The sequence below is a fragment of the Skermanella mucosa genome, from assembly GCF_016765655.2.
Lineage (GTDB): Bacteria > Pseudomonadota > Alphaproteobacteria > Azospirillales > Azospirillaceae > Skermanella > Skermanella mucosa.
This window is the reverse complement of sequence record NZ_CP086106.1, coordinates 5,724,411-5,746,686: the sequence shown is the minus strand read 5'-3', so window position 1 is coordinate 5,746,686 and position 22,276 is coordinate 5,724,411. Positions and strand designations below refer to the sequence as shown.

General features: G+C 66.9%; 21 protein-coding genes. 14 read left to right on the top strand and 7 right to left on the bottom strand.

Annotation, left to right across the window (positions count from 1 at the left end):
• Positions 1-92: 92 nt before the first annotated feature.
• Positions 93-1,085 (bottom strand): choline ABC transporter substrate-binding protein, encoded by a 993-nt coding sequence (locus JL100_RS26670; RefSeq protein WP_202683558.1) that lies wholly within the window; start codon positions 1,083-1,085, stop codon positions 93-95.
• A 120-nt stretch (positions 1,086-1,205) separates the two neighbouring features.
• Here JL100_RS26670 and betI point away from each other — a divergent pair, with 120 nt between their 5' ends.
• A complete protein-coding gene (betI, locus tag JL100_RS26665) occupies positions 1,206-1,799 on the top strand; it encodes a transcriptional regulator BetI (RefSeq protein ID WP_202683559.1) in 594 nt (197 codons plus the stop codon).
• Positions 1,800-1,809: 10 nt separating this feature from the next.
• Here the strand turns inward: betI and JL100_RS26660 are convergent, their stop codons facing one another.
• Both JL100_RS26660 and JL100_RS26655 read right to left on the bottom strand, forming a co-directional pair.
• Positions 1,810-2,265, bottom strand: coding sequence for a type II toxin-antitoxin system MqsA family antitoxin (locus tag JL100_RS26660; protein WP_202683560.1), 456 nt, complete (start codon positions 2,263-2,265; stop codon positions 1,810-1,812).
• Positions 2,258-2,608: a type II toxin-antitoxin system MqsR family toxin gene (locus tag JL100_RS26655; protein ID WP_228420926.1), complete on the bottom strand. Its 351-nt coding sequence runs from the start codon at positions 2,606-2,608 to the stop codon at positions 2,258-2,260. The genes JL100_RS26660 and JL100_RS26655 overlap by 8 nt, the downstream gene beginning before the upstream one ends.
• Positions 2,609-2,777: 169 nt before the next feature.
• Between JL100_RS26655 and betB the strand changes: the two genes are divergently transcribed.
• The 6 genes from betB (at position 2,778) to JL100_RS26625 (ending at position 9,158) form a co-directional block, all read left to right on the top strand.
• Positions 2,778-4,247, top strand: a complete 1,470-nt coding sequence (betB, locus tag JL100_RS26650; RefSeq protein ID WP_202683562.1) for a betaine-aldehyde dehydrogenase — start codon at positions 2,778-2,780, stop codon at positions 4,245-4,247.
• Positions 4,248-4,296: 49 nt separating this feature from the next.
• On the top strand, positions 4,297-6,012 hold the full coding sequence (gene betA, locus JL100_RS26645) for a choline dehydrogenase (RefSeq protein WP_202683563.1): 1,716 nt from the start codon (positions 4,297-4,299) through the stop codon (positions 6,010-6,012).
• 137 nt (positions 6,013-6,149) lie between these two features.
• Positions 6,150-7,145, top strand: a complete 996-nt coding sequence (locus JL100_RS26640) for a GlxA family transcriptional regulator (protein WP_228420925.1) — start codon at positions 6,150-6,152, stop codon at positions 7,143-7,145.
• Positions 7,142-8,218, top strand: coding sequence for a GlxA family transcriptional regulator (locus JL100_RS26635; RefSeq protein ID WP_202683565.1), 1,077 nt, complete (start codon positions 7,142-7,144; stop codon positions 8,216-8,218). The genes JL100_RS26640 and JL100_RS26635 overlap by 4 nt, the downstream gene beginning before the upstream one ends.
• Before the next feature lie 279 nt (positions 8,219-8,497).
• On the top strand, positions 8,498-8,788 hold the full coding sequence (locus tag JL100_RS26630; RefSeq protein WP_202683566.1) for a toxin-antitoxin system TumE family protein: 291 nt from the start codon (positions 8,498-8,500) through the stop codon (positions 8,786-8,788).
• Complete coding sequence (locus JL100_RS26625) at positions 8,781-9,158, top strand: HVO_A0114 family putative DNA-binding protein (RefSeq protein WP_202683567.1); 378 nt, start codon at positions 8,781-8,783, stop codon at positions 9,156-9,158. Before JL100_RS26630 ends, JL100_RS26625 begins: the two co-directional genes overlap by 8 nt.
• A 94-nt stretch (positions 9,159-9,252) precedes the next feature.
• On the opposite strand, the gene JL100_RS26620 is transcribed toward JL100_RS26625, so the two are convergent.
• The 3 genes from JL100_RS26620 to yddG all read right to left on the bottom strand — a co-directional run bounded on the left by JL100_RS26620 (position 9,253) and on the right by yddG (position 10,896).
• Positions 9,253-9,522 carry a Txe/YoeB family addiction module toxin gene (locus tag JL100_RS26620; RefSeq protein ID WP_202683568.1) on the bottom strand — a complete coding sequence of 90 codons (270 nt, stop codon included), beginning with the start codon at positions 9,520-9,522 and terminating at the stop codon, positions 9,253-9,255.
• Positions 9,519-9,821 carry a type II toxin-antitoxin system Phd/YefM family antitoxin gene (locus JL100_RS26615; RefSeq protein ID WP_202683569.1) on the bottom strand — a complete coding sequence of 101 codons (303 nt, stop codon included), beginning with the start codon at positions 9,819-9,821 and terminating at the stop codon, positions 9,519-9,521. Before JL100_RS26615 ends, JL100_RS26620 begins: the two co-directional genes overlap by 4 nt.
• A gap of 166 nt (positions 9,822-9,987) precedes the next feature.
• Positions 9,988-10,896: an aromatic amino acid exporter YddG gene (gene yddG / locus JL100_RS26610; protein ID WP_202683570.1), complete on the bottom strand. Its 909-nt coding sequence runs from the start codon at positions 10,894-10,896 to the stop codon at positions 9,988-9,990.
• A 124-nt stretch (positions 10,897-11,020) separates the two neighbouring features.
• Between yddG and JL100_RS26605 the strand changes: the two genes are divergently transcribed.
• The 6 genes from JL100_RS26605 to glyA are packed head-to-tail and all read left to right on the top strand — an operon-like array spanning position 11,021 to position 18,982.
• Positions 11,021-12,274: a sarcosine oxidase subunit beta family protein gene (locus JL100_RS26605; protein ID WP_202683571.1), complete on the top strand. Its 1,254-nt coding sequence runs from the start codon at positions 11,021-11,023 to the stop codon at positions 12,272-12,274.
• Positions 12,275-12,295: 21 nt separating this feature from the next.
• Positions 12,296-12,628: a sarcosine oxidase subunit delta gene (locus tag JL100_RS26600; RefSeq protein WP_202683572.1), complete on the top strand. Its 333-nt coding sequence runs from the start codon at positions 12,296-12,298 to the stop codon at positions 12,626-12,628.
• Positions 12,625-15,648, top strand: coding sequence for a sarcosine oxidase subunit alpha (locus JL100_RS26595; protein WP_202683573.1), 3,024 nt, complete (start codon positions 12,625-12,627; stop codon positions 15,646-15,648). Before JL100_RS26600 ends, JL100_RS26595 begins: the two co-directional genes overlap by 4 nt.
• Positions 15,641-16,231, top strand: coding sequence for a sarcosine oxidase subunit gamma (locus JL100_RS26590; RefSeq protein WP_202683574.1), 591 nt, complete (start codon positions 15,641-15,643; stop codon positions 16,229-16,231). Before JL100_RS26595 ends, JL100_RS26590 begins: the two co-directional genes overlap by 8 nt.
• Positions 16,232-16,260: 29 nt before the next feature.
• A complete protein-coding gene (locus JL100_RS26585; RefSeq protein WP_202683575.1) occupies positions 16,261-17,640 on the top strand; it encodes an L-serine ammonia-lyase in 1,380 nt (459 codons plus the stop codon).
• 28 nt (positions 17,641-17,668) lie between these two features.
• Positions 17,669-18,982, top strand: a complete 1,314-nt coding sequence (gene glyA, locus JL100_RS26580; RefSeq protein WP_202683576.1) for a serine hydroxymethyltransferase — start codon at positions 17,669-17,671, stop codon at positions 18,980-18,982.
• Positions 18,983-19,018: 36 nt separating this feature from the next.
• Here the strand turns inward: glyA and JL100_RS26575 are convergent, their stop codons facing one another.
• Positions 19,019-20,041: an Rpn family recombination-promoting nuclease/putative transposase gene (locus JL100_RS26575; RefSeq protein WP_202683577.1), complete on the bottom strand. Its 1,023-nt coding sequence runs from the start codon at positions 20,039-20,041 to the stop codon at positions 19,019-19,021.
• A gap of 197 nt (positions 20,042-20,238) precedes the next feature.
• On the opposite strand from JL100_RS26575, the gene JL100_RS26570 reads away from it, so the two are divergent.
• Positions 20,239-22,275 carry an NADH:flavin oxidoreductase gene (locus JL100_RS26570; protein ID WP_202683578.1) on the top strand — a complete coding sequence of 679 codons (2,037 nt, stop codon included), beginning with the start codon at positions 20,239-20,241 and terminating at the stop codon, positions 22,273-22,275.
• Position 22,276: the final 1 nt, after the last annotated feature.

The window sequence follows — 22,276 nt, the reverse complement described above, 5'->3', positions numbered from 1 at the left end:
GACCATTATTTAGGCGCCTGCACAAGGTTTGCCTGCCTTTTTGCGACAAACTTCATCCCGGACCCGATCCTTCGACCGGTCGCCCGCCCGGTTCAAGAGAGCTCGAGGTGCTTCCTGACCGCCGCCAGACCGTCCTGGCCGTCCACGGTGGTGACACCCTTGAGCCAGGTTTCCAGCACCGCGGGATTGCTTTTCAGCCAAGCTGTCGCCGCGGCTTCCGGCGCCTGCTTCTCGTCGATGATCGACGTCATGATCTCGTTCTCCATATCAAGGTCGAACACGAGATTCTCGAGGAACTTGCCGACGTTCGGGCAGGTCTGCCGGTAGCCCGCCGGCACGTTGGTGTAGACCGTCGCCCCGCCCAGGTTCGGCCCGAACCATTCGTCGCCGCCGGTCAGGTAGGTCATGTCGATCGACTTGTTCATCGGGTGCGGTTCCCAGCCCAGGAAGACCGCCCACTGCTCGGACCGCTGGGCACGCTTGATCTGGCTCAGCATGCCGGCCTCGCTGGATTCGACCAGCCGGAAGTCCTTCAGGCCGAAGGCGTCGGCCTTGATCATGTTGTCGATGATCACGTTGCCGTCGTTGCCGGCCTCGATCCCGTAGATCTTGCCGTCGAGCTTGTCCTTGAACCTCACGATGTCGGAGAAGTCGCGCAGGCCGCCCTCGGCGGCATAGGTCGGAACCGCCAGGGTGTATTTGGCGCCCTCAAGGTTGGCGCGCACGACCTCGATCGATTTGTCCTCGATGTAGGGCCGGATGAAGGTCTCCATCGTCGGCATCCAGTTGCCGAGGAAGACGTCGATGTCCTTCTTCTTCAGTCCCAGGAACACCACCGGCACCGAGGCGATCTGTGTCGTCGTCTTGTAGCCCAGTCCCTGAAGCACGACCGACGCCGTCCCCGTGGTCGCCGCGATATCGCTCCAGCCGACGTCGCCGAAACGCACCGTCCTGCACCGGTCGGGCTCCGCCGCGGCCGAGGGGCCGGGAACCGCCACCGTCAAGGCTACGGCCGATACCGTGAAGGCCAGGGCCAGCGTGCGTGCGAGGGAACCAAACTTGGAGGTGCGCGTATAGGTCTGCATCAGGTAACTCCTGCAGTTCATGCCCGTGATGCCGAACACAGATAGCTTATTTTGATTGATCGTCCAATAAAAAAACGCTAAGTTCCCCTTTGGATAAAACCAGAAGGTGAGGATCAACTCATGCCGAAAGTCGGTATGGAGCCAATACGCCGACAACAGCTGATCGAAGCGACCATCACGTCGATCAGCCGATACGGTTTCGCTGATGCGACCATATCACGGATCAGCAAGGAAGCGGGCGTTTCCACCGGCATCATACATCATTATTTCGGCAGCAAGGACGACCTCCTTGAGGCGACGATGCGAAATCTTCTCCAGCAGCTGCGCCAGGACGTGGTCGGACGGCTGGCCGGGGCCTCCTCGCCGCAACAGCGCCTCGCCGCCATCATCGACGGCAATTTCGCGGCCAACCAGTTCGACCGGCCCGTGATCGTCGCCTGGCTCGCCTTCTGGGCGCAGGTCCCTCACGTACCCGAGTTGGCCCGCCTGCAGCGCGTCAACGCCCGGCGACTGCGCTCCAACCTGCTCTACGACCTGCGCCGCCTGCTGCCTTCCGATCGCGCCGAGGAGGCGGCGACCGGCCTCGCCGCGCTGATCGACGGGCTGTGGCTGCGCGCCTCCCTCGAAGGCGTCGAGAAGTCCGACACGGCGCGGGCGATCGTGCAGAGCTATCTCGCGTCGCAGCTCGGGCGCAGGATTGACGCGGCGGGATAGATGAGGCCGCTCAGGGTTGCGGCCCCTCGTGCGGTTTATCCAGCAACCCCATGTCGGCTTTCCCGCTCCGCCCTCTGAGCACCTTCAAACCGTCGGGGTCGTGGTCGAGCAGGACAAGGGCGCTGCTGATGGCCCTGCTGGGCAGCAGATCGCCGTTTTCGTATTTCTGAAAAGCGCGCGGGCCGCCGCCGACGAGCTGCCCGGCCTGTTCCTGGGTGAGTCCGAGTTTCTTGCGGATGCGGCGGACCTCCTCCGGTTCGAGCAATCCTTCGGTCCGGGCCTTGAGCCGGTTCAGCATCCGGTCGGAAACCTTCATGTCGGCACCGGTATGGATGCTTTCGCCCGACATGTCGCAGTACCATCCCGGCATGTCGAAGGTGATGCTTTCAGTCCGGTAAGACAGCGTCATAGGCCGCGTGTCGCGGTACATGGGCGCTCCTGTCTGGGGACAGACGGGATCACTCATCGTCTTTCTCCTTGAAGGACAGCAACAGGAATTCGGTCACGGTATCGGCGGTAAACTTCACGTACAGCATCCCTGCTGACGATGGCACATGGTGCACGTCCTGCCAGACCCGATGATCCGCATAGGCTGTCATGGACTTGTAGAAATGAGATCGCCGCATGGTCTGCAGTGTCGCCACGATCTCGGTGCGGCCGAATCCCAGTGCTGCCGCCCCCTTATCGCTGAGCCCGTCGCCCGGAGCTTTCCAGCACTGTCGAATGCAGCCTTGAAGGCATCCAGATCGTAGGTCGGCTTCCGTTTCTCCGTCATCGGGGCAAATCGCGCCTTCTGCCCTCAATGTCAAGATACACCTTAATGGTGTCATTCCATAAGACCTGAGCGGCTTCGAAGAAGATCGCCCGGAGTTCCCGATCCGTCGCCGAATCTTTTTTGGTTGAACGTTCAATATAAAACCATTACATCGAAACGGATCGGAACGGAACGATCGGTATATGCGGGACGGGGAGGGTGTGATGGCCAGGTTCGGGCAGCAGCAGCTTTACATTCATGGCAGCGCTTCGGCGGCCGAGGGTGGCGGCGCCTTCACCACGGTCAATCCGGCCACCGGCGAGGTGCTGGCCGAAGTGAGCCAAGCCTCGGCCGCCGACATCGACCGAGCCGTCGCCAGCGCGCGGGAAGGCCAGCGGGCCTGGGTGGATCTGTCCGCCATGCAGCGCTCCCGCGTCCTGCGTCGCGCCGTCGAGATCCTGCGGGAGCGCAACGACGAATTGGCCGAACTGGAGACGCTGGATACCGGCAAGCCGCTCAGCGAGACGAGCGCCGTGGACATCGTGACCGGCGCCGACGTGCTGGAATACTATGCCGGGCTGGTTCCGGCGATCGAGGGGCAGCAGATCCCGCTGCGCGCCTCGTCCTTCGTCTATACCAGGCGGGAGCCCTTGGGCGTGGTCGCCGGCATCGGCGCCTGGAACTACCCGATCCAGATCGCCCTGTGGAAGTCCGCCCCGGCGCTGGCCGCCGGCAACGCGATGATCTTCAAACCCAGCGAGATCACCCCGCTGACCGCCCTGAAGCTGGCGGAGATCTACACGGAAGCGGGATTGCCCGACGGCGTGTTCAACGTCGTCCAGGGTGATGGCCGGGTCGGCGCGCTGCTGGCCGGGCATCCCGGCATCGAGAAGATCTCCTTCACCGGTGGCGTCGAGACCGGCCGCAAGGTGATGGCGGCGGCCGGCGGCTCCACGTTGAAGGAAGTGACGATGGAACTGGGCGGCAAGTCGCCGCTGATCGTCTTCCCCGACGCCGACCTGGACCGCGCCGCCGACATCGCGATGATGGCGAACTTTTACAGTTCCGGCCAGGTCTGCACCAACGGCACCCGGGTCTTCGTCCACCGCTCCGTCATGGCGGATTTCCAGTCGCGGCTTCTGGAGCGCGTCAAGCGCATCCGGCTGGGCGATCCGCTCGACCCGCGGACCAATTTCGGCCCGCTGTCCAGCTTCGGCCACCTGGAGAAGGTGCTTCGCTACATCGATCTGGGCCGCAAGGAAGGCGCCACCCTGCTGGCCGGCGGCTCCCGCGTCACGACGGCTCCGTTCGACAAGGGCGCCTTCGTCGAGCCCACGGTCTTCGCCGACTGCCGCGACGACATGGCGATCGTGCGGGAGGAGATCTTTGGCCCGGTCATGAGCCTGCTGGGCTTCGACGACGAGGACGAGGTGGTCCGCCGCGCCAACGCCACGTCCTACGGCCTCGCCGCCGGCTTGGTGACCGAGAGCCTGACCACCGCGCACCGCGTGATCCACAGGCTCGAAGCGGGCATCTGCTGGATCAACAGCTGGGGCGAGTCACCGCCCGAGATGCCGGTCGGCGGGTACAAGCAATCGGGCATCGGCCGCGAGAACGGCCTCGGCACGCTCGAACACTATACCCGGATCAAGTCGGTCCAGGTCGAGCTGGGCGATTTCGCCTCCGTATTCTGATCTTCCGGGTTTTTGAAACGCTCCCGTCTTTCCAGGAGGGACCTGAACGATGCCTACCATCCAGGAGTTCGACTACATCATCGTCGGCGCCGGCTCGGCCGGGAACGTGCTGGCCGCCCGCCTGACCGAGGACGAGGGAGTCAGCGTCCTGCTGCTGGAGGCCGGCGGGCCGGACCACCGGATGGATTTCCGAACCCAGATGCCGGCGGCGCTGGCCTTTCCGCTCCAGGGGCGGCGCTACAACTGGGCTTACCTGACCGAGCCTGAGCCCTTCATGAACAACCGGCGCATGGAATGCGGCCGGGGCAAGGGCCTGGGCGGCTCCTCGCTGATCAACGGCATGTGCTACATCCGCGGCAACGCGATGGACTACGACAACTGGGCGGAGCAGTTCGGCCTGGACGGCTGGAGCTACCGCGACTGCCTGCCCTATTTCCGCAAGGCGGAAAGCCGCGACATCGGCCCCAACGAGTACCATGGCGGCGACGGGCCGGTCAGCGTGGCGACGCCGAAGACCCATAACAACCCGCTCTACCATGCCATGATCGAAGCGGGGGTCCAGGCGGGATATCCCCACACCGACGACCTGAACGGCTACCGGCAGGAAGGTTTCGGCCCGATGGACCGGACCGTCACGCCCCAGGGGCGCCGGGCCAGCACCGCGCGGGGCTACCTGGACATGGCGAAGGGCAGACCGGGCCTCACCGTCGTCACCCACGCGCTGAGCGACCGGGTCCTGTTCGACGGCAAGCGCGCCATCGGCGTGTCGTACCTGCAAAAGGACAAGCCGGTGACGGCGCATGCCCGCCGCGAGGTCCTGGTGTGCGCCGGCGCCATCGCCTCGCCGGCCCTGCTGCAGCGCTCGGGCCTCGGTCCCGCCGACCTGCTGCGCGGCCTCGGCGTGCCCCTGGTGGCGGAGATCCCGGGCGTCGGCGCCAACCTCCAGGATCATCTGGAGATGTACCTGCAATACGAGTGCACCCAGCCGGTGTCGCTCTATCCGGCGCTGAAATGGTGGAACCAGCCGGCGATCGGGGCGGAGTGGCTGTTCATGGGCACCGGCACCGGGGCCAGCAACCAGTTCGAGGCGGGCGGCTTCATCCGCTCCGACGAGAGCTTCGCCTGGCCGAACATCCAGTACCATTTCCTGCCCGTGGCGATTAACTACAACGGCACCAACGCGGTGAACGCCCACGGCTTCCAGGCCCATGTGGGCTCCATGCGGTCGCCCAGCCGGGGCCGCATCCATGCGAAGTCGCGCGACCCGCGCGAGGCGCCGAGCATCCTGTTCAACTACATGTCCGCCGACCAGGACTGGCGGGAGTTCCGCGACGCCATCCGGATCACCCGCGAGATCATGGCGCAGCCGGCGCTGGACCCCTACCGCGGGCGGGAGATCAGCCCCGGCGTGGATTTCCAGTCCGACGCGGAGCTGGACGAGTTCGTCCGCCAGCATGGCGAGACCGCCTATCACCCGTCCTGCTCGTGCCGGATGGGCACCGACGACATGGCCGTGGTCGATGGGCAGGGCAGGGTCCACGGGGTGGACGGGCTTCGCGTGATCGACGCCTCGATCATGCCGCAGATCACCACGGGGAACCTGAACGCGCCGACCATCATGATGGCGGAGAAGCTGGCCGACGCGATCCGGGGGCGGGACGCACTGCCGCGCGCCGACGTGCCCTACTTTGTCGCGGGGGATGCTCCGGCCCGGCGGCCGGTTTCGGCCGGAGGGGCGGTTTCCAGCTATCGCTCCGCCGGGTGAGCCGGGAGTATTCGAAACCCTTTCGGATGATCCAAGCAACGTCTCTTGCCTTGGTGATGCCCAGAAGGTGAAGTCATAATCTGCATACATCGGTGAACCGCGCGTCCTGAGAGGTCTCTCCAGTCATGGGCCATACCGTGAGCACGCCTGAGACAGTGGGGTTTCTGCTGATTCCCCGGTTCTCGATGATCGCGTTCACCGCGGCCCTGGAGCCCCTCCGGCTCGCCAACCACATCAGCGGGCGCGAACTGTACCGCTGGGTGCTGCTCTCCCCCGACGGGGCGCCGGGGGAAGCGAGCTGCGGGCTGCGCATCGCGGTGGACCACGGCATCGATGCGGCGCCCCACATCCCCGCCATCGTCCTGTGCAGCGGCATCGACGGCCACTGGTACGAGGACCGCGCCGTGCTGTCCTGGCTGCGGCGGCGGGCCGCGCAGGGGGTGGAGTTCGGCTCTCTCTGCACCGCCAGCCACATCCTCGCCCGGGCCGGCCTGCTGAACGGATACCGCTGCACGATCCACTGGGAGAACCTGGCCGGCTTCTCGGAAACTTATCCGGAGATCGAGGCGACCGACGAGCTGTTCACCGTCGACCGCAACCGCTTCACCTGCGCCGGCGGGACGGCGGCGATGGACATGATGCTCCACCGCATCGCCCGGACCCATGGCGATAAGCTGGCGGTATCGATCGCCGAACAGCTCCTGCACGAAAAGATCCGCCAGGGATCGGTCCGCCAGCGCGAGGCGATCCAGCCCGATCCCGCCATCGAGCGCGAGGAGCTGGCCGCCGCCGTCAAGCTGATGCTGGAGAACATCGAGGAGCCGTTGGACCTGCTGACCCTGTCCAGCCGGCTGGGCCAGTCGCGGCGCAACGTCGAGCGGCTGTTCCGCAAGTTCATGAACTGCTCTCCCGCGCGCTATTACCTGGGCCTGCGGCTCCAGCGGGCGCGCCAGCTGCTGTGCCAGACCCGCATGTCGGTCATGGAGGTGGCGATCAGCTGCGGCTTCGTCTCCGCGACCCACTTCAGCAAATGCTACCGCGACTATTTCGGCGTGGCGCCGCGCAACGACCAGAGCAGCCACCGCGTCCGCCCCCTGGTCGAGGCGACCCGCCAGCCCGCGGTGGCGAAATGAGCCGCACCGGCCTTTCCGTCGGGTTCGTCCTGACCAACAACTTCACGCTGACGGCGCTGTCGACCTTCATGGACGCGCTGCGGCTGGCCGCCGACGATGGCGACGGCAGCCGGCAGATCCGCTGCCGCTGGACCATCATGGGCTCCTCGCCCGAACCGGTCAGGTCGAGCTGCGGCATCCCGGTCGCCCGCTGGGAAGCGTTCCAGGACCCGCGCCAGTTCGACTACATCGTGGTGGTCGGCGGGCTGCTGCACGCCGGCCCGCAGCTGGACGCGCAGGCGGTCGAATACCTGCGCACCGCTGCGGCGCAAGGCGTCGGGCTGGTCGGGGTCTGCACCGGCAGCTTCGTGCTCAGCCGCGCCGGACTGATGCGCAACCGGCGCTGCTGCGTGAGCTGGTACCATTACCGCGACTACCTGGAGGAGTTCCCCGACCACCAGCCGGTGGCGGAACAGCTCTACGTCGTGGACCGCGACCGCATCACCTGCGCCGGCGGGGCGGGTGTCGCCGACCTCGCCGCCTTCCTGATCGAGCGGCACCTGGGCTCCGCCTGCGCCCAGAAGACGATGCACATCATGTTGATCGACAAGGCCCGTCCGCCCGGCCAGTCGCAGCCCCAGCCGCCGACCGCCTCGATGGAAGGGGCGGCCGCCGTCGTCAACGACCGCGTCCGCCGCGCGCTGCTTCTCATGGAGCAGAACCTGAGCGATCCGCTGACGGTCGAGCAGATAGCATCCCGCCTGAGCGTCAGCACCCGCCAGTTCGAGCGGCTGTTCCGCGATGCCACGGCGATGAGCCCGACCGGCTTCTACCGCCTGCTTCGCCTTCGCTACGGCCACTGGCTGCTGCGCAACTCCGCCCGGTCGGTGACGGACATCGCCCAGGAGACAGGCTTCGCCGATTGCGCCCACTTCTCCCGCCAGTTCCGCGAAGTCTACGGCGTCAGCCCGAGCGAGCTGCGGCGGGACGGGCCGGCACCGGAGCCGGCGGTGCTGGCGGACGGACTGCGGGCGGTGACGGCGCTGGCGCTGGACCGGGACCTCGTGCCGCCGGACCGGCGCTTGTTCGAGTGACGGTGGCCGTCAGACGCTGGGAAACGGAACATCACGTATCCGGGCCACGGATAGCCCGGATAAACTCAGGAAACACCGACGGCACTTGGATTGGGCGGACAGGAGTTGCGGCGGCATTGAGCAATGATTGATGTCTCTCCCGCACCCTTTCCAAAGGCTTGGTGTACCAAGCGATTTTCCAAGGTGATGCGCCGGGACCACCCAGGATCAAACTGACGGCCATGGCCGCATTTACGTTGGCTCTTGACCCCGACAAAGGTGTTGGCGTAAAATGCCAACATGACCGCCAAGCTCTTGATCCGACGTCGCGTTGCCTTCGGTAACCGCGATTTCGCCGAACTGGTGGTCTGGAGTGTGCCGGAGCCTGTCCCACCATCCAAGCACAGCTTCAAGTACCGCTTGGTATACATCGTCGATGGGCAACGGATGGTCGGCTTCGACAATGAAAGAGGGAAGGGTGACCATCAGCACCGACGTGACCATGAGGAACCCTATCATTTCACGGACGTGGATAGCCTTGTGGCTGATTTTCTGAAAGCGGTAGCTGATTGGAGGCGGGATCATGGATGAGAGTGGGATCATTAAGCGTGAAATCCGCGTCACGCGAGGCGCTCTGGAGCAGGCGGCGACCGAGGTTGCGAGCGCTTGGAAAGCAGCTGAGGCCGGCCAGGACGTTGAGGCGACCGACCATCTCTACTTCGAGGACTGGAGTGCCCTCTGCGCCGTCCTGACACCGAAACGCTTTGAACTGCTGCGCCACCTGCGGCGCGCGCCCGCGGCCAGTATCCGAGCTCTATCGAGGGAACTGGGACGGGATGTCAAACGGGTCCATGAGGATGTCGTGGCACTTGAAGAAATTGGCTTGGTCGACCGGGATCAGTCCGGCCGGCTTTCCATGAAATTTGATGAGATATCCTCGACGATCCGCTTCGCGGCTTGACCTGAATCCGGCCGGAGAGGAAGAAATCACATTCCTCCTGCACGTTCCTGCTGAAGTGCCGAGACGTGACCATAGTCTGACGCCGGTCGCCGGATCAGTAGTGATAACGGCATTGAGCGATGATCAATGTCTCGTCGCCGTTGATCCTGGAGATTTGATACACCAGACGGTGCTCCAAGGTTATCCGCCTGGACCACCAACCCGCCCAGTCACCTTTCAATGGCTCAGGCTTTCCAACGCCGTCGAAGGGCGTCCGCAAGGCGCTCTTGATCAATTCGTTGATCCTGCGGGCCGTCTTACGATCGTTCTCCTGCCACCAAGTATAATCTTCCCAAGCAGCGTCGGTCCAGGCGAGTCTCGTCAATCCGGCTCACCGTCGCCGGTGCGAAGGTCGGTTTCCGCCTCGTCGTCCACCTCTATCAATCCCCGTTCGCTTACCCGGCCAGCTTCGGCGTCCTCCATGGACTCGATGAGCCGAAGGGCGTTGCGAGGCGACTTGATCAGGTGGAGGGTCGCCGCCATGCTTTCGTACTCATCCTGGCTGATCATCACGACAGGGCGCGCATTCTGCCGCGTGACGACGAGGGGCGCGTTGCTGTCGCATACCTCATCCATGTACCGGGCCAGGTTTTGCCGAAGTTCAGTATAGCTGACATGTCCCATCGCCCCAGCCCCCGCCATGTTGTTGTACAGATTTATGTACAATGGTGATCGCTGTCAATAACATTCGGCCGATGCGTTCGCGGACCAGCATTCATCTCTGTCCATCTGCGTCATCTGTGGCCAGAAAAAAAGATGCTGCCAACCCGGCCACCTGCCGGCCGGCACGCTACCGCCGCAGCATTTCCCGGCTTGCCAGCAGCGCTCCGCCCACGATCAGCGCGCAGGCCGCCCATACCGTCCAGTGACCCTCGGCCAGCCCGAAGGTGATCATCAGCAGCGTCGAGATCAGCGGTGCCCCATAGGACAAGGCGCCCAGCGCCCGGATGTCGCCGCGCTTGACGCCATGGTCCCAGGCGAAGAAGGCGGCGCCTACCGGCCCGATCCCCAACCCGATCAACGCCGCCCAGCCGACCGTGTCGTCCGGCCAGACCGTCGTCTCCCAGGCCAGATGGCACACAAAAGCCAGTACCGCCGTCGCGAGGCAGAAGCCCGCGACCGCATCCGTCGGCACCTGCCCGAAGCGCCGGTTCAGCAGCGAATAGGTCGTCCAGATCAGGGCGCTGCCCAGCGCCGCGACGTAGCCCGGCAGGTACTCGGTGCGGACCGCCAAGCCGCCGCCCCGCGTCACCAGCAGGGCCGTGCCCGCCAGGCCGGCGAAGGCGCCGGCGATGTGCCACCAGCGCAGGCGCTCGCCCGGCAGCAGGGCCGAGAACAGCACGATGAACAGCGGCCACAGATAATTGATCAGGTTGGCCTCGACCGGCGGGGCCGACTTGAGCGACAGGAAATACAGGAAGTGGAAGCCGAACAGGCCGCCGACGCTCAAGGCCCAGGCGGCCGCCGGCTGGCGCATCGCCCGCACCGGGCTCCGCCCGCCCGCCAGCGTGCCGCAGATGCCCGTCAGTCCCCCGATCGCGAAGGCGACCGCCACGGTCTGGAACGGCGGCAGCGCGCCGGTCAGCGCCGTGAGCGGCGCCAGCAGCGCCCACATCAGGATCGCGGAGATGCCGATCAGCGTGGCGCGGCCGGTGGCGGCGGAAGGCCCGGGTGCCGTGACGGAAGGTGAAGTGCCCATTGTAGATTTCTGACGTGTCCGAAGGGTGCCGTGTCGCTTCCGTTATGCCGAATCGGCTGCTGCATTCTAGCGGCCGGGTGCGTTTCCGGGATAGCCTCGGCCCACGGTACAGGGTGAGGCTGGCATGGCGAAATACTCGATTTTCTCCCTCGTGAAGAACGCGGCGTCCCACCACCAGAATTGGGACCGCGCGTGGCGCGACAACCGGCCGAAAGCCGACGGCTACGACGTCGTGATCATCGGCGGCGGCGGGCACGGGCTGGCGACGGCCTACTACCTCGCCAAGGAGCACGGCATCACCAACGTGGCCGTGATCGAGCGGAGCTGGCTGGGCGGCGGCAACACCGGCCGCAACACCACCATCATCCGGTCCAACTACCTGTGGGACGAGAGCGCGGCGCTCTACGAGAAGTCGCTCCAGCTCTACGAGGGGCTGAGCCAGGAGCTGAACTACAACATCATGTTCAGCCAGCGCGGCGTGCTCAACCTCGCCCATAACCTGGGCGACGTGCGCGAGGGCATGCGCCGGGTCAACGCCCTGCGGCTCAACGGCATCGACAGCGAATGGATGACGGCCGAGCAGGTCAAGGAATTCTGCCCGATCATCAACATCTCGAAGGATGTCCGCTACCCGATCATGGGCGGCACCCTGCAGCGTCGCGCCGGCACCGCCCGCCACGACGCGGTCGCCTGGGGCTTCGCCCGGGCGGCCAGCGCGCGGGGCGTCGACATCATCCAGAACTGCGAAGTCACCGGCATCCGCCGCGAGAACGGCAAGGTGGTCGGGGTCGAGACCTCCATGGGGTTCGTCAAGGCCGGCAAGGTCGGCATCGTCGCCGCCGGCCATTCCAGCGTGGTCGCCGGCATGGCCGACCTGCGGCTTCCGGTGGAGAGCCATCCCCTCCAGGCGCTGGTGTCGGAGCCGGTCAAGCCGGTGATCGACTGCGTCGTGATGTCCAACACCGTCCATGTCTATGTCAGCCAGTCCGACAAGGGCGAGCTGGTCATGGGGGCGGGCATCGACGCCTATACCGGCTACGGCCAGCGCGGCAGCTTCCACGTGATCGAGCACCAGATGGGGGCATTGCTGGAGCTGTTCCCGATCTTCAGCCGGCTGCGCATGCTGCGCCAGTGGGGCGGCATCGTCGATGTCTGCCCCGACGCCAGCCCGATCATCTCGAAGACGCCGGTGGAGAACCTGTTCATCAACTGCGGCTGGGGAACCGGCGGCTTCAAGGCGACGCCGGGGTCCGGCTTCGTCTTCGCCCACACCATCGCCCGGGGCGAGCCGCACGCGCTGAACGCCGCCTTCGGCCTGGAACGCTTCACCACCGGCCATCTGATCGACGAGCACGGCGCCGCCGCCGTCGCCCACTGAGCCCTGTCTGAGGAACCCGCCATGCTCCTGATCAACTGCCCCTGGTGCGGCCCGCGCGACGAGACCGAGTTCGGCTACGGCGGCGAAGCCCACCGCGCCCGCCCGACCGATCCGTCTTCCCTCGGCGATGCCGAATGGGCCGAGTTCCTGTTCATGCGCACAAACCCCAAGGGCGCCCACCGCGAACGCTGGGTCCACAGCCATGGCTGCCGCCGCTGGTTCAACGTCGAGCGCCATACCGTGACCAACCAGATCCTGCGTGTCTATCCGATCGGCGGCACCGATGCCGTCGCGGATCAGCCGGTGGAAGAGGCGGTCGGGACCAAGGAACCCAGGCAGGGGAGCGGATCATGAGCAGCGGGACCCTCCGCACGTCCGCCGGCGGCCGTATCGACCGCGGCCGGCCCGTCGGTTTCACCTTCAACGGCCGCCGGTACCGGGGTTTCGAGGGCGACACGCTGGCCTCCGCCCTGCTCGCCAACGGCGTCCATCTCGTCGGCCGCAGCTTCAAGTACCACCGGCCGCGCGGCATCCTGTCCGCCGGATCGGAGGAGCCCAACGCGCTGATCCAGCTGGAACGCGGCGGCCGGACCGAACCGAACCTGCGCGCCACCCAGATCGAAATCTACGAGGGCTTGGTCGCCGGAAGCCAGAACGCCTGGCCGTCGGTCGAGACCGACGTGGGCGCCATCAACAACGTGCTGTCCAAGATCTTCGTGGCGGGCTTCTACTACAAGACTTTCATGCATCCGCAGAGCTTCTGGATGAAGGTCTACGAGCCGGTGATCCGCCGGGCGGCGGGTCTGGGCAAGGCCCCGGCCGAGCCTGATCCCGACTTCTACGACAAGATGCATGTCCACGCCGACGTGCTGGTCGCCGGCGCCGGTCCCGCGGGACTGATGGCGGCGCTGGCCGCCGCCCGGACGGGTGCCCGGGTCATCCTGGCGGACGAGCAGAACGAGTTCGGCGGTTCCTTGCTCGGCACGCACGAGACGATCGACGGCCGTCCGGCCGCCGACTGGGTGCGCGACGTGGTCGCCGAGCTGAAGACCTTCCCCGAGGTGCGACTGCTGCCGCGCACCACCGTGACCGGCTACTACGACCACAATTACCTGATCCTGGCGGAGCGGCGGACCGACCATCTGCCGCGCGGCTCGGCGCCCGGGATCTCGCGCCAGCGCCTGTGGAAGGTCCGTGCCAAGCAGGTCGTGCTGGCGACCGGGTCGCACGAGCGCCCGCTGGTGTTCGCCGACAACGACCGTCCCGGCATCATGCTGGCGGGCGCCGTGCGGACATATGTCAACCGGTTCGCAACCCTGCCGGGCCGCCGCGCCGTGGTGCTGACCAACAACGACAGCGCCTACGCCGCCGCCCTCGACATGAACGACGCCGGGATCGAGATCGCCGCCATCGTCGACCTGCGCATCCAGGCCGGCGGCCCGCTGGCTGCCGAGGCGAAGCGGCGCGGCATGCGCATCCTGGCGAACACGGCGATCACCGCGACCCAGGGGGGCAAGCGGGTCACCGGTGTCGAGGTCATGATGATGAACGGTCCCGGCGAAGGCGTGATCGGCGCCCCGACGCGGATCGAATGCGACCTCGTCGCCATGTCGGGCGGCTGGAATCCGGCGGTCCACCTGTTCTCCCAATCGACCGGCAAGCTGCGCTACGACGATGCGCTGGCCTGCTTCGTTCCGGGCGTGTCGGTCCAGGCCGAGCGGTCGGCGGGATCCTGCAAGGGGACCTTCGATCTTCCCGGCTGCCTCGCGGAGGGCGCCGCCGCCGGCGCGGAGGCGGCCCGGGCGGCCGGCCACGGCGACGGTTCGGCTCCGGCGGTCCCGGCCGCGGCGTCGGTGCCGCACCAGCCGATCCGGCCGCTCTGGATCGTTCCGACGACGGCCCCGGTCGGCCACGGCAAGGCAAAGCACTTCGTCGATTTCCAGAACGACGTGTCCGCCGCCGACGTGCTGCTGGCGTCCCGCGAAGGCTATCAGTCGGTCGAGCACCTGAAGCGATACACGACCACAGGCATGGGCACCGACCAGGGCAAGACCTCCAACGTCAACGCCCTGGCGATCCTGGCGAAGTCGCTGGCCTCGCCGATCCCGCAGGTCGGCACCACCACCTTCCGCCCGCCCTATACGCCGACGACATACGGCGTGCTGGCCGGCCGCGACGTCGGCGAACTGGCCGACGCTGCCCGCGTCACGCCGATGCATTCCTGGCACGTCGCCCGCAAGGCCGCGTTCGAGGATGTCGGCCAGTGGAAGCGCCCCTGGTACTTCCCCCAAGGCTCGGAGGACATGCATGCCGCCGTCCGGCGCGAATGCAGGGCGGTTCGGAACGCGGTCGGCGTGCTCGATGCCTCGACCCTGGGCAAGATCGACATCCAGGGACCCGACGCGGCGCAGCTTCTCAACCGCGTCTACACCAACGCCTTCCTGAAGCTGGAGGTGGGGCGCTGCCGATACGGCGTGATGTGCAAGGAGGACGGGATGGTGATGGACGACGGCGTCACCACGCGCCTCGGCCCCAACCATTTCCTGATGACCACCACCACCGGCAACGCCGCCAAGGTGCTGGACTGGCTGGAGGACTACATCCAGACCGAGTGGCCGGACCTGCGCGTGTTCCTGACCTCCGTCACCGAGCACTGGGCGACGGCCTCGGTCGCCGGCCCGAAGGCCCGCGAGGTGGTGGCGGAACTGGCGCCCGAACTGGACCTGAGCGCCGAGGCGTTCCCCTACATGTCGTACCGCGAGGCGGTCGTCGCGGGCGTCCCGGCCCGGATCTTCCGGATCAGCTTCACCGGCGAACTGTCCTACGAGATCAACGTGCCGGCCCAGCACGGCCTGCATCTCTGGGAGGAGATCATGCGGGTCGGCGAGAAGCACGGCATCACGCCCTACGGCACCGAGACCATGCACGTGCTTCGCGCCGAGAAGGGCTACATCATCGTCGGCCAGGAGACGGACGCCACGGTGACGCCCCAGGACCTCGGCATGGGCTGGGTCGTGTCCAAGCAGAAGGCCGACTTCATCGGCAAGCGGTCCTTCACCCGGGAGGACACGGCGCGGAGCGACCGCAAGCAACTGGTGGGATTGCTGACCGAGGACCCGAACGAGGTGCTGCCGGAAGGGGCGCAGCTGACCGCCACCGCCGGCGGCCAGCCGCCGGTCGCCATGCTGGGTCACGTCACGTCCAGCTATTTCAGCGACACGCTGGGCCGCTCGATCGCCCTGGCGCTGGTCTCCGACGGCTTCAACCGGATGGGCCAGCATGTCTACGCGCCGCTGGCCGGCGACAAGACCGTCAAATGCGCCGTCACAAAGCCCGTGTTCTACGATCCCGAGGGAGTGCGTCTCCATGGCTGACACCCTGCTCCGGCGCGGCGGCGCCGAGCGCTTCACCCAGGCCGTCGCGGCGCTGGCCGGCGGTCCCGGCCTCGGGCTGGTCGAACTGACGCCGCCCGGCCAGATCAACCTGCGCGGCCGGCCATCCGATCCCAGGTTCGTCCGCACGGTCGGCGCCGTGCTGGGCTGCGTCCTTCCGCTCAGCGCGAACACGGTGACGTCTGCCGCCGACGTGACCGTGCTGTGGCTCGGTCCCGACGAGTGGCTTCTCGTGACTCCTCCGGGAGAGGAGACCGCGCTGGTCGCCCGCCTGCGCGAGGCCTTGGGCGACCTGCATGCCGCCGTCACCGACGTGACCGGCAACAGGACCCGCCTGCGCCTCACCGGCCCCGGCGCCCGCGAGACGATGATGAAGGGATGCAGCCTCGACCTGCACCCGGCGAGCTTCAGGCCCGGGCAGTGCGCCCAGACCCTGCTGGCGCGCGCCGGCATCATCCTGCACCAGATCGACGACGCGCCCACCTATGACGTCTACCCGCGCCGCTCCTTCACGGAATACACCTGGATGTGGCTGAGCGACGCCATGGCGGAGTACCGGCGCTAACGGCTTTCTCACATCCAACGGGGGTGGTCATGTCGGTCAGCGTGTTCGACATCTTCAAAATCGGCATCGGGCCGTCCAGCTCCCACACCGTCGGACCGATGAAGGCGGCCGCCGCTTTCATCGGTGCGCTGGACGAGCGTGGCCTCCTCGCCGGTACGCATCGCGTCGCCGCCGAACTGTTCGGCTCGCTGGCCCTGACCGGCGTCGGCCATGGCACCGACCGGGCGGTCTTGCTGGGGCTGTCCGGGGCGGAACCCGATACCGTCGATCCGGACCGGATTCCGGGGATCCTGGAGGGCATCAAGTCCGGCCGCCGGATCTCGCTCAAGGACCGTCACGAGGTCGCGTTCGATGAAGACGGGGACCTTGTCCTTCACCGCGACGAAACCTTGCCGGGCCATCCCAACGGCATGCGTTTCACCGCCTTCGACGCCGAAGGGGCGGTGCTGGACACCCGGATCTTCTACTCGATCGGCGGCGGCTTCGTCGTCACCGAGGAGGAGATGTTCCGCAACGAGCGCGTGGCCGATACCCCGCCGGTACCCTACGACTTCGTCAGCGGCAGCCAGATGCTGGAGGCGGCCCGCACCTCCGGCCTGTCGATCGCCGAGATGATGCGGGCCAACGAGCGGGTCCGGCGCACGGATGCCGAGATCGACACCGGCCTGCGCCGCGTCTGGGACGCGATGCAGGCCTGCGTCGCCCGGGGCCTGACGCAGGAGGGCAAGCTGCCCGGCGGCCTCGACGTTCGCCGCCGCGCTGCGGCGTTGTATCGCGAGTTGAACGGCAGGGCGGAGGCGTCGCTCCGCGATCCCATGGCGATCATGGACTGGGTCAGCCTCTACGCCATCGCGGTCAACGAGGAGAACGCGGCGGGCGGGCGCGTCGTCACGGCGCCGACCAACGGGGCGGCCGGCCTGATCCCGGCGGTGCTTCACTACTACGACCGCTTCTGCTTCGGCCGCAGCGAGCAGGGTGTCTTCACCTTCCTGCTGACCGCCGGCGCCATCGGCGGCCTCTACAAGCGCAACGCCTCGATCTCGGGTGCTGAGGTCGGCTGCCAGGGGGAGGTCGGCGTCGCCTGTTCCATGGCCGCCGCCGGCCTCGCCGCCGCCCAGGGCGGCACGCCGGAGCAGGTCGAGAACGCCGCCGAGATCGGGATGGAGCACAACCTGGGCCTGACCTGCGACCCGATCGGCGGCCTGGTCCAGATCCCCTGCATCGAGCGCAACGCGATCGGCGCCACCAAGGCGATCAACGCAGCGCGCCTGGCGCTGCGCAGCGACGGCCGGCACCATGTCTCGCTCGACAAGGTGATCCGCACCATGCGCGAGACCGGCGCCGACATGCAGACGAAATACAAGGAAACCTCGCTTGGCGGCCTCGCCGTCAACTTTATCGAATGCTGAAGGGCATCGTATGCTGAAGGGTTTTGACATGTCGCACTCCATCGAACGGTTCTTCACCGCCCGCCTCGCCGACAGCGATCCCGAGCTGTCGGACTCGCTTGCCCGGGAACTGCACCGGCAGCAGGACCAGATCGAGCTGATCGCGTCGGAGAACATCGTCTCCTCCGCAGTGCTGGAGGCCCAGGGCTCCGTCCTCACCAACAAGTACGCGGAGGGCTATCCCGGCCGCCGCTACTATGGCGGCTGCGAGTTCGTCGATGTGGCGGAACAGATCGCGATCGACCGGGCCAAGGCGCTGTTCGGCTGCACCTATGCCAACGTCCAGCCGCACTCGGGCGCCCAGGCCAACCAGGCGGTCTTCATGGCCCTGCTTCAGCCCGGCGACACCATCCTCGGCATGTCGCTGGCGGCCGGAGGCCATCTGACCCATGGCGCCTCGGTCAACCAGTCCGGCAAGTGGTTCAACGCCGTGCAGTACGGCGTCCGGCGCGACGATGCGCTGATCGACTATGACCAGGTCCGCGACCTCGCGCGCGAGCACAGGCCGAAGCTGATCGTCGCCGGCGGCTCGGCCTATCCCCGGGTGATCGACTTCGTCGCGTTCCGGGAAATCGCCGACGAGGTCGGGGCATACCTGATGGTGGACATGGCCCACTATGCCGGCCTGATCGCGGGCGGCGTCTATCCCAATCCGGTCCCGCAGGCCCATGTCATCACCACGACCACGCACAAGACGCTTCGGGGGCCGCGCGGCGGCATGGTGCTGTCCAACGACGCCGACCTGGGCAAGAAGATCAACTCCGCCGTGTTCCCGGGATTGCAGGGCGGTCCGCTGATGCATGTGATCGCCGCGAAGGCGGTGTCGTTCGGCGAGGCGCTGCGGCCGGAATTCAAGACCTATGCCCGGTCGGTCGTGGACAATGCCCGCGCGCTGGCTTCAAGGCTGGTCGAGGGCGGGGTGGATATCGTGTCGGGCGGAACCGACAGCCACATCGTGCTGGTCGACCTGCGGCCCAAGGGCCTGACCGGCAAGGCCGCCGAGGCGAGCCTGGAGCGCGCCGGGATGACCTGCAACAAGAACGGCATCCCGTTCGACCCGGAGAAGCCGATGGTGACCTCGGGCGTGCGCCTCGGCACCCCGGCCGCCACGACGCGGGGCTTCGGCACGGCGGAATTCACCCAGGTCGGCGAGATGATCACCCAGGTCCTGGACGGGCTGGCCGCCGCCGGCGGTTCCGGCGACAACGCAGTGGTCGAGGCCAAGGTTCGGGAGCGGGTGCAGACCTTGTGCGCCCGTTTCCCGATCTATTCGGGAACTCCCCTGGCGGCCGCGGCGGAGTGAAACCCGGCGGCGCGGAAGGGTCCGCGCCGCCGCTTTTCAATGAAGATCGTTAAAAACCGCGTCGAGCGTTGGCGCGTCGAAAATAGTTTCGGCCCAGCTGTCCAGATCTTCGATCGATGCCGCCCGCACCCTTTGCACAGTCTCCTCCGGCACCGCGCCGAAGCGTCGGCCGAGCAGGCGAAGCAGCATCTCGGCCTTGCCCCTGGCCTGGCCCTTGGCTTCGCCCAGGATCACGCCTTCGGCGCGGGCCTCGGCCATGACTTCGCGAAGCGCGTTCGACATGATCATTTCACTCTCCTCCGGCACGATGCGGCCCAAGATCGTCCTCAAGTGCTGGCGGTCCAGGTTTTCCGCCGCGCTGAACAGGTACCTCACCACCGCCACGATCACCGCCAGGCCGGCTGCCGCCCCGATCGTCAGCAGCCGCTCCAGCGTTTCCTGCGGGTCGGCGTCGCTGCCCGCGTATTTCAGCACCAGCAGGCCCGCCTGAAGATCGGGATGCCGGGACAATTCGTCATCGGCGATCGTCTCCAGGTCGATCAGGACATAGCCGAAATCGAGCAGCCCCGCTTCAACCATCCCACCCGGCACGCCATAGGCATCCCGAAGCCGGGTCGGCAGCGACCATGGCCGTTTCCCATGATACAGGATGATCGCGTACACCGGAACGGGAACCATCCAGACGCTTCCATCCGGCATGACCCGCCGGACGGCGCCCCGTACGGCGGCACCACTCACATAGGTCAGGAGCTGGGGGAGCGAGTTGATGTGCGGCGTGCTCTTGTGCTCGACCAGCGCCCAGGTCAGCAGCGGGTCGCCGGTTCGGGTGCTCAGGCTGTAGACCCTGTCGCCGCGCCGCTCCCGCAGGGCGGCGTCGACGAAGCTCTCCGACCTGTCCACCGCCGGCGCGTCGGAAAGGTTGGCCGCCACCGCCGCCGGCAGCCGTTCGCGAAGGAACGCGTCGGCGATGCCGGGTTGATCCAGAAGGTATTTCGCGAACTGGTCGTGCCGGCTGACCAGGCGCCGCTTCCCATCCTCGCCTTCCGTCTCGTCCGTCATCCGGGTGGAGCCTGTGCCTGCCTGTTCTCCACCCGGTGGTATGCGGGCGCGGCCGTTTTCTCAAGCTGCCGGATGCCGCGGAAGGGGTATCGGACACCTTGTCGCAACTTGACGGAAATTTGTCGCGCTAGGGCAGGTGCCCCTGCCACCGCCAGCGAATTCTTGGGACTGTCACAATGATGGGGAACCGAGGTCAAATGTCTCCCGTCGAAGCGCTTCTCCGCCCCTTGAAAATCAAGCACCTGACCATCCGCAACCGGGTGATGAGCACGTCGCACGCGCCATCCTACGGCTCGGACGGCAAGCCCAAGGAGCGCTACCAGCTCTATCACGAGGAGAAGGCGAAAGGCGGCATCGGCCTGACCATGTTCGGGGGCTCGTCGTCGGTGGCGCTCGACAGCCCGGCGGCCCCTTGGAACCAGATCTCGGTCGCCGACGACAGCGTCGTCCCCTTCTTCCGGGAGTTCTCCGACCGCGTCCACGCCCATGGCGCGGCGCTGATGGTCCAGCTCACCCATATGGGCCGCCGGACCAAGTGGGATACCGAGAACTGGCTGCCCACCGTGTCCGCCTCGCCCCGGCGGGAGCCGGCGGGCCGGACCATCCCGAAGGAGATGGAGGACACCGACATCCGGCGCATCGTCGCCGACTATGCCGCCGCGGCGCGCCGCTGCAAGGAGGGCGGTCTGGATGGATTCGAGCTGTCGGCCGCCCACGGCCACCTGATCGACCAGTTCTGGAGCCCCTCGGTCAACCGGCGTACCGACAAGTACGGCGGCAGCCTGGAGAACCGCATGCGCTTCGGCATCGAGGTGCTGGAGGCCTGCCGCGAGGCGGTCGGCGACGACTACGTCATTGGCATCCGCATGTCGGGCGACGAGTTGATCGACGACGGCCTGACCCACGAGGACTGCGTCGCCATCGCCCGGACCTATGCCGGGCGCGGGCTGATCGACTTTGCCAACATCCTGGGCGGACAGGCGCGGGACCATCTGGCCCACGCGATCGTGCTGCCCAACATGTCGTTCCCGGTTGCCCCCTTCCTGTTCCTGCCCAGCGCCATCAAGCGCGAGGTGGACATCCCCGTCTTCCACGCCCAGCGGGTGACCGACCTGAACACCGCCGGCCGCGCCGTGGCCGAGGGGCACGTGGACATGGTCGCCATGACCCGCGCCCATATCGCCGACCCGCACCTGGTGCGGAAGCTGATGGAAGGGCGGATGGACGACATCCGGCAATGCGTCGGCGCCGGCTACTGCATCGACCGGATCTATGCCGGCGGCGACGCCCTGTGCATCCAGAACGCGGCGACCGGGCGCGAGCGGACGATGCCCCACGTCATTCCCAAGGCCACGGAGAAGAAGCGCGTCGTGGTGGTCGGCGGCGGCCCCGGCGGGCTGGAGGCGGCTCGGGTGTGCGCAGAGCGCGGCCATTCCGTCGTGCTGTTCGAGAAGAACGCCGCAACCGGCGGCCAGATCACCATCGCCGCCAAGGCGACCTGGCGGGAGGCCCTGACCGGGATCACCCGCTGGCTGACCCAGCAGGCGACCAGGCTCGGCACCGACATGCGGCTGGGCGTCGAGGCGACACCCGACCTGATCGAGGCGGAGAAGCCCGACGTGATCATCCTGGCGACCGGCGGCCATCCCAGCCGGGGCGACGTCAAGGGCGCTGAGCTGGCCGTTACCACCTGGGACATGCTGTCCGGCGCCGTGGAGCCGGCCGACAACATCCTGCTGTACGACGGGACCGGCCAGCACCACGCCTCGTCCTGCGCCGAGTTCCTGGCGAAGCGAGGCGCCTTGGTGGAGATCGCGACCCAGGATCGCATGATCGCCGAGGAGGTCGGGGCCACCAACCAGCCGATCCACCTGCGCGAGCTGTACAAGCTGGGCGTCGTCATGTCGCCCAACCTCCAGCTCACCGAGATCTATCGCGAGGGCAACAAGCTGGTCGCGGTGCTGCGCAACGAGTTCACCCACGAGGAGGAGGAGCGGCTGGTCGACCAGGTCGTGGTCGAGTTCGGCACGCTGCCCAACGAGGGCCTGTATTTCGACCTGAAGGAGCGTTCGGTGAACCGGGGTGAGATGGACCTGCGGGCCCTGGTCGAGGGCCGGCCGCAACCCCATCGGAGCAACGGGCACGCGGTCCTCTACCGCATCGGCGACGGGGTCGCCGGGCGCAACATCCATGCGGCGATCTACGACGCCGCCCGCCTGTGCAAGGACCTGTGAG

Bases quoted from the DNA above. Each gene is read 5' to 3' on its own strand.
- JL100_RS26575 (WP_202683577.1), bottom strand. From the start codon at position 20,041: ATGACGGACGAGACGGAAGGCGAGGATGGGAAGCGGCGCCTGGTCAGC.
- JL100_RS26585 (WP_202683575.1), top strand. From the start codon at position 16,261: ATGTCGGTCAGCGTGTTCGACATCTTCAAAATCGGCATCGGGCCGTCC.
- betI (WP_202683559.1), top strand. From the start codon at position 1,206: ATGCCGAAAGTCGGTATGGAGCCAATACGCCGACAACAGCTGATCGAA.
- JL100_RS26635 (WP_202683565.1), top strand. From the start codon at position 7,142: ATGAGCCGCACCGGCCTTTCCGTCGGGTTCGTCCTGACCAACAACTTC.
- betB (WP_202683562.1), top strand. From the start codon at position 2,778: ATGGCCAGGTTCGGGCAGCAGCAGCTTTACATTCATGGCAGCGCTTCG.
- JL100_RS26630 (WP_202683566.1), top strand. From the start codon at position 8,498: ATGACCGCCAAGCTCTTGATCCGACGTCGCGTTGCCTTCGGTAACCGC.
- JL100_RS26660 (WP_202683560.1), bottom strand. From the start codon at position 2,265: ATGAGTGATCCCGTCTGTCCCCAGACAGGAGCGCCCATGTACCGCGAC.
- JL100_RS26600 (WP_202683572.1), top strand. From the start codon at position 12,296: ATGCTCCTGATCAACTGCCCCTGGTGCGGCCCGCGCGACGAGACCGAG.
- JL100_RS26615 (WP_202683569.1), bottom strand. From the start codon at position 9,821: ATGGGACATGTCAGCTATACTGAACTTCGGCAAAACCTGGCCCGGTAC.
- JL100_RS26570 (WP_202683578.1), top strand. From the start codon at position 20,239: ATGTCTCCCGTCGAAGCGCTTCTCCGCCCCTTGAAAATCAAGCACCTG.
- JL100_RS26605 (WP_202683571.1), top strand. From the start codon at position 11,021: ATGGCGAAATACTCGATTTTCTCCCTCGTGAAGAACGCGGCGTCCCAC.
- glyA (WP_202683576.1), top strand. From the start codon at position 17,669: ATGTCGCACTCCATCGAACGGTTCTTCACCGCCCGCCTCGCCGACAGC.
- JL100_RS26670 (WP_202683558.1), bottom strand. From the start codon at position 1,085: ATGCAGACCTATACGCGCACCTCCAAGTTTGGTTCCCTCGCACGCACG.
- yddG (WP_202683570.1), bottom strand. From the start codon at position 10,896: ATGGGCACTTCACCTTCCGTCACGGCACCCGGGCCTTCCGCCGCCACC.
- JL100_RS26595 (WP_202683573.1), top strand. From the start codon at position 12,625: ATGAGCAGCGGGACCCTCCGCACGTCCGCCGGCGGCCGTATCGACCGC.
- JL100_RS26625 (WP_202683567.1), top strand. From the start codon at position 8,781: ATGGATGAGAGTGGGATCATTAAGCGTGAAATCCGCGTCACGCGAGGC.
- betA (WP_202683563.1), top strand. From the start codon at position 4,297: ATGCCTACCATCCAGGAGTTCGACTACATCATCGTCGGCGCCGGCTCG.
- JL100_RS26590 (WP_202683574.1), top strand. From the start codon at position 15,641: ATGGCTGACACCCTGCTCCGGCGCGGCGGCGCCGAGCGCTTCACCCAG.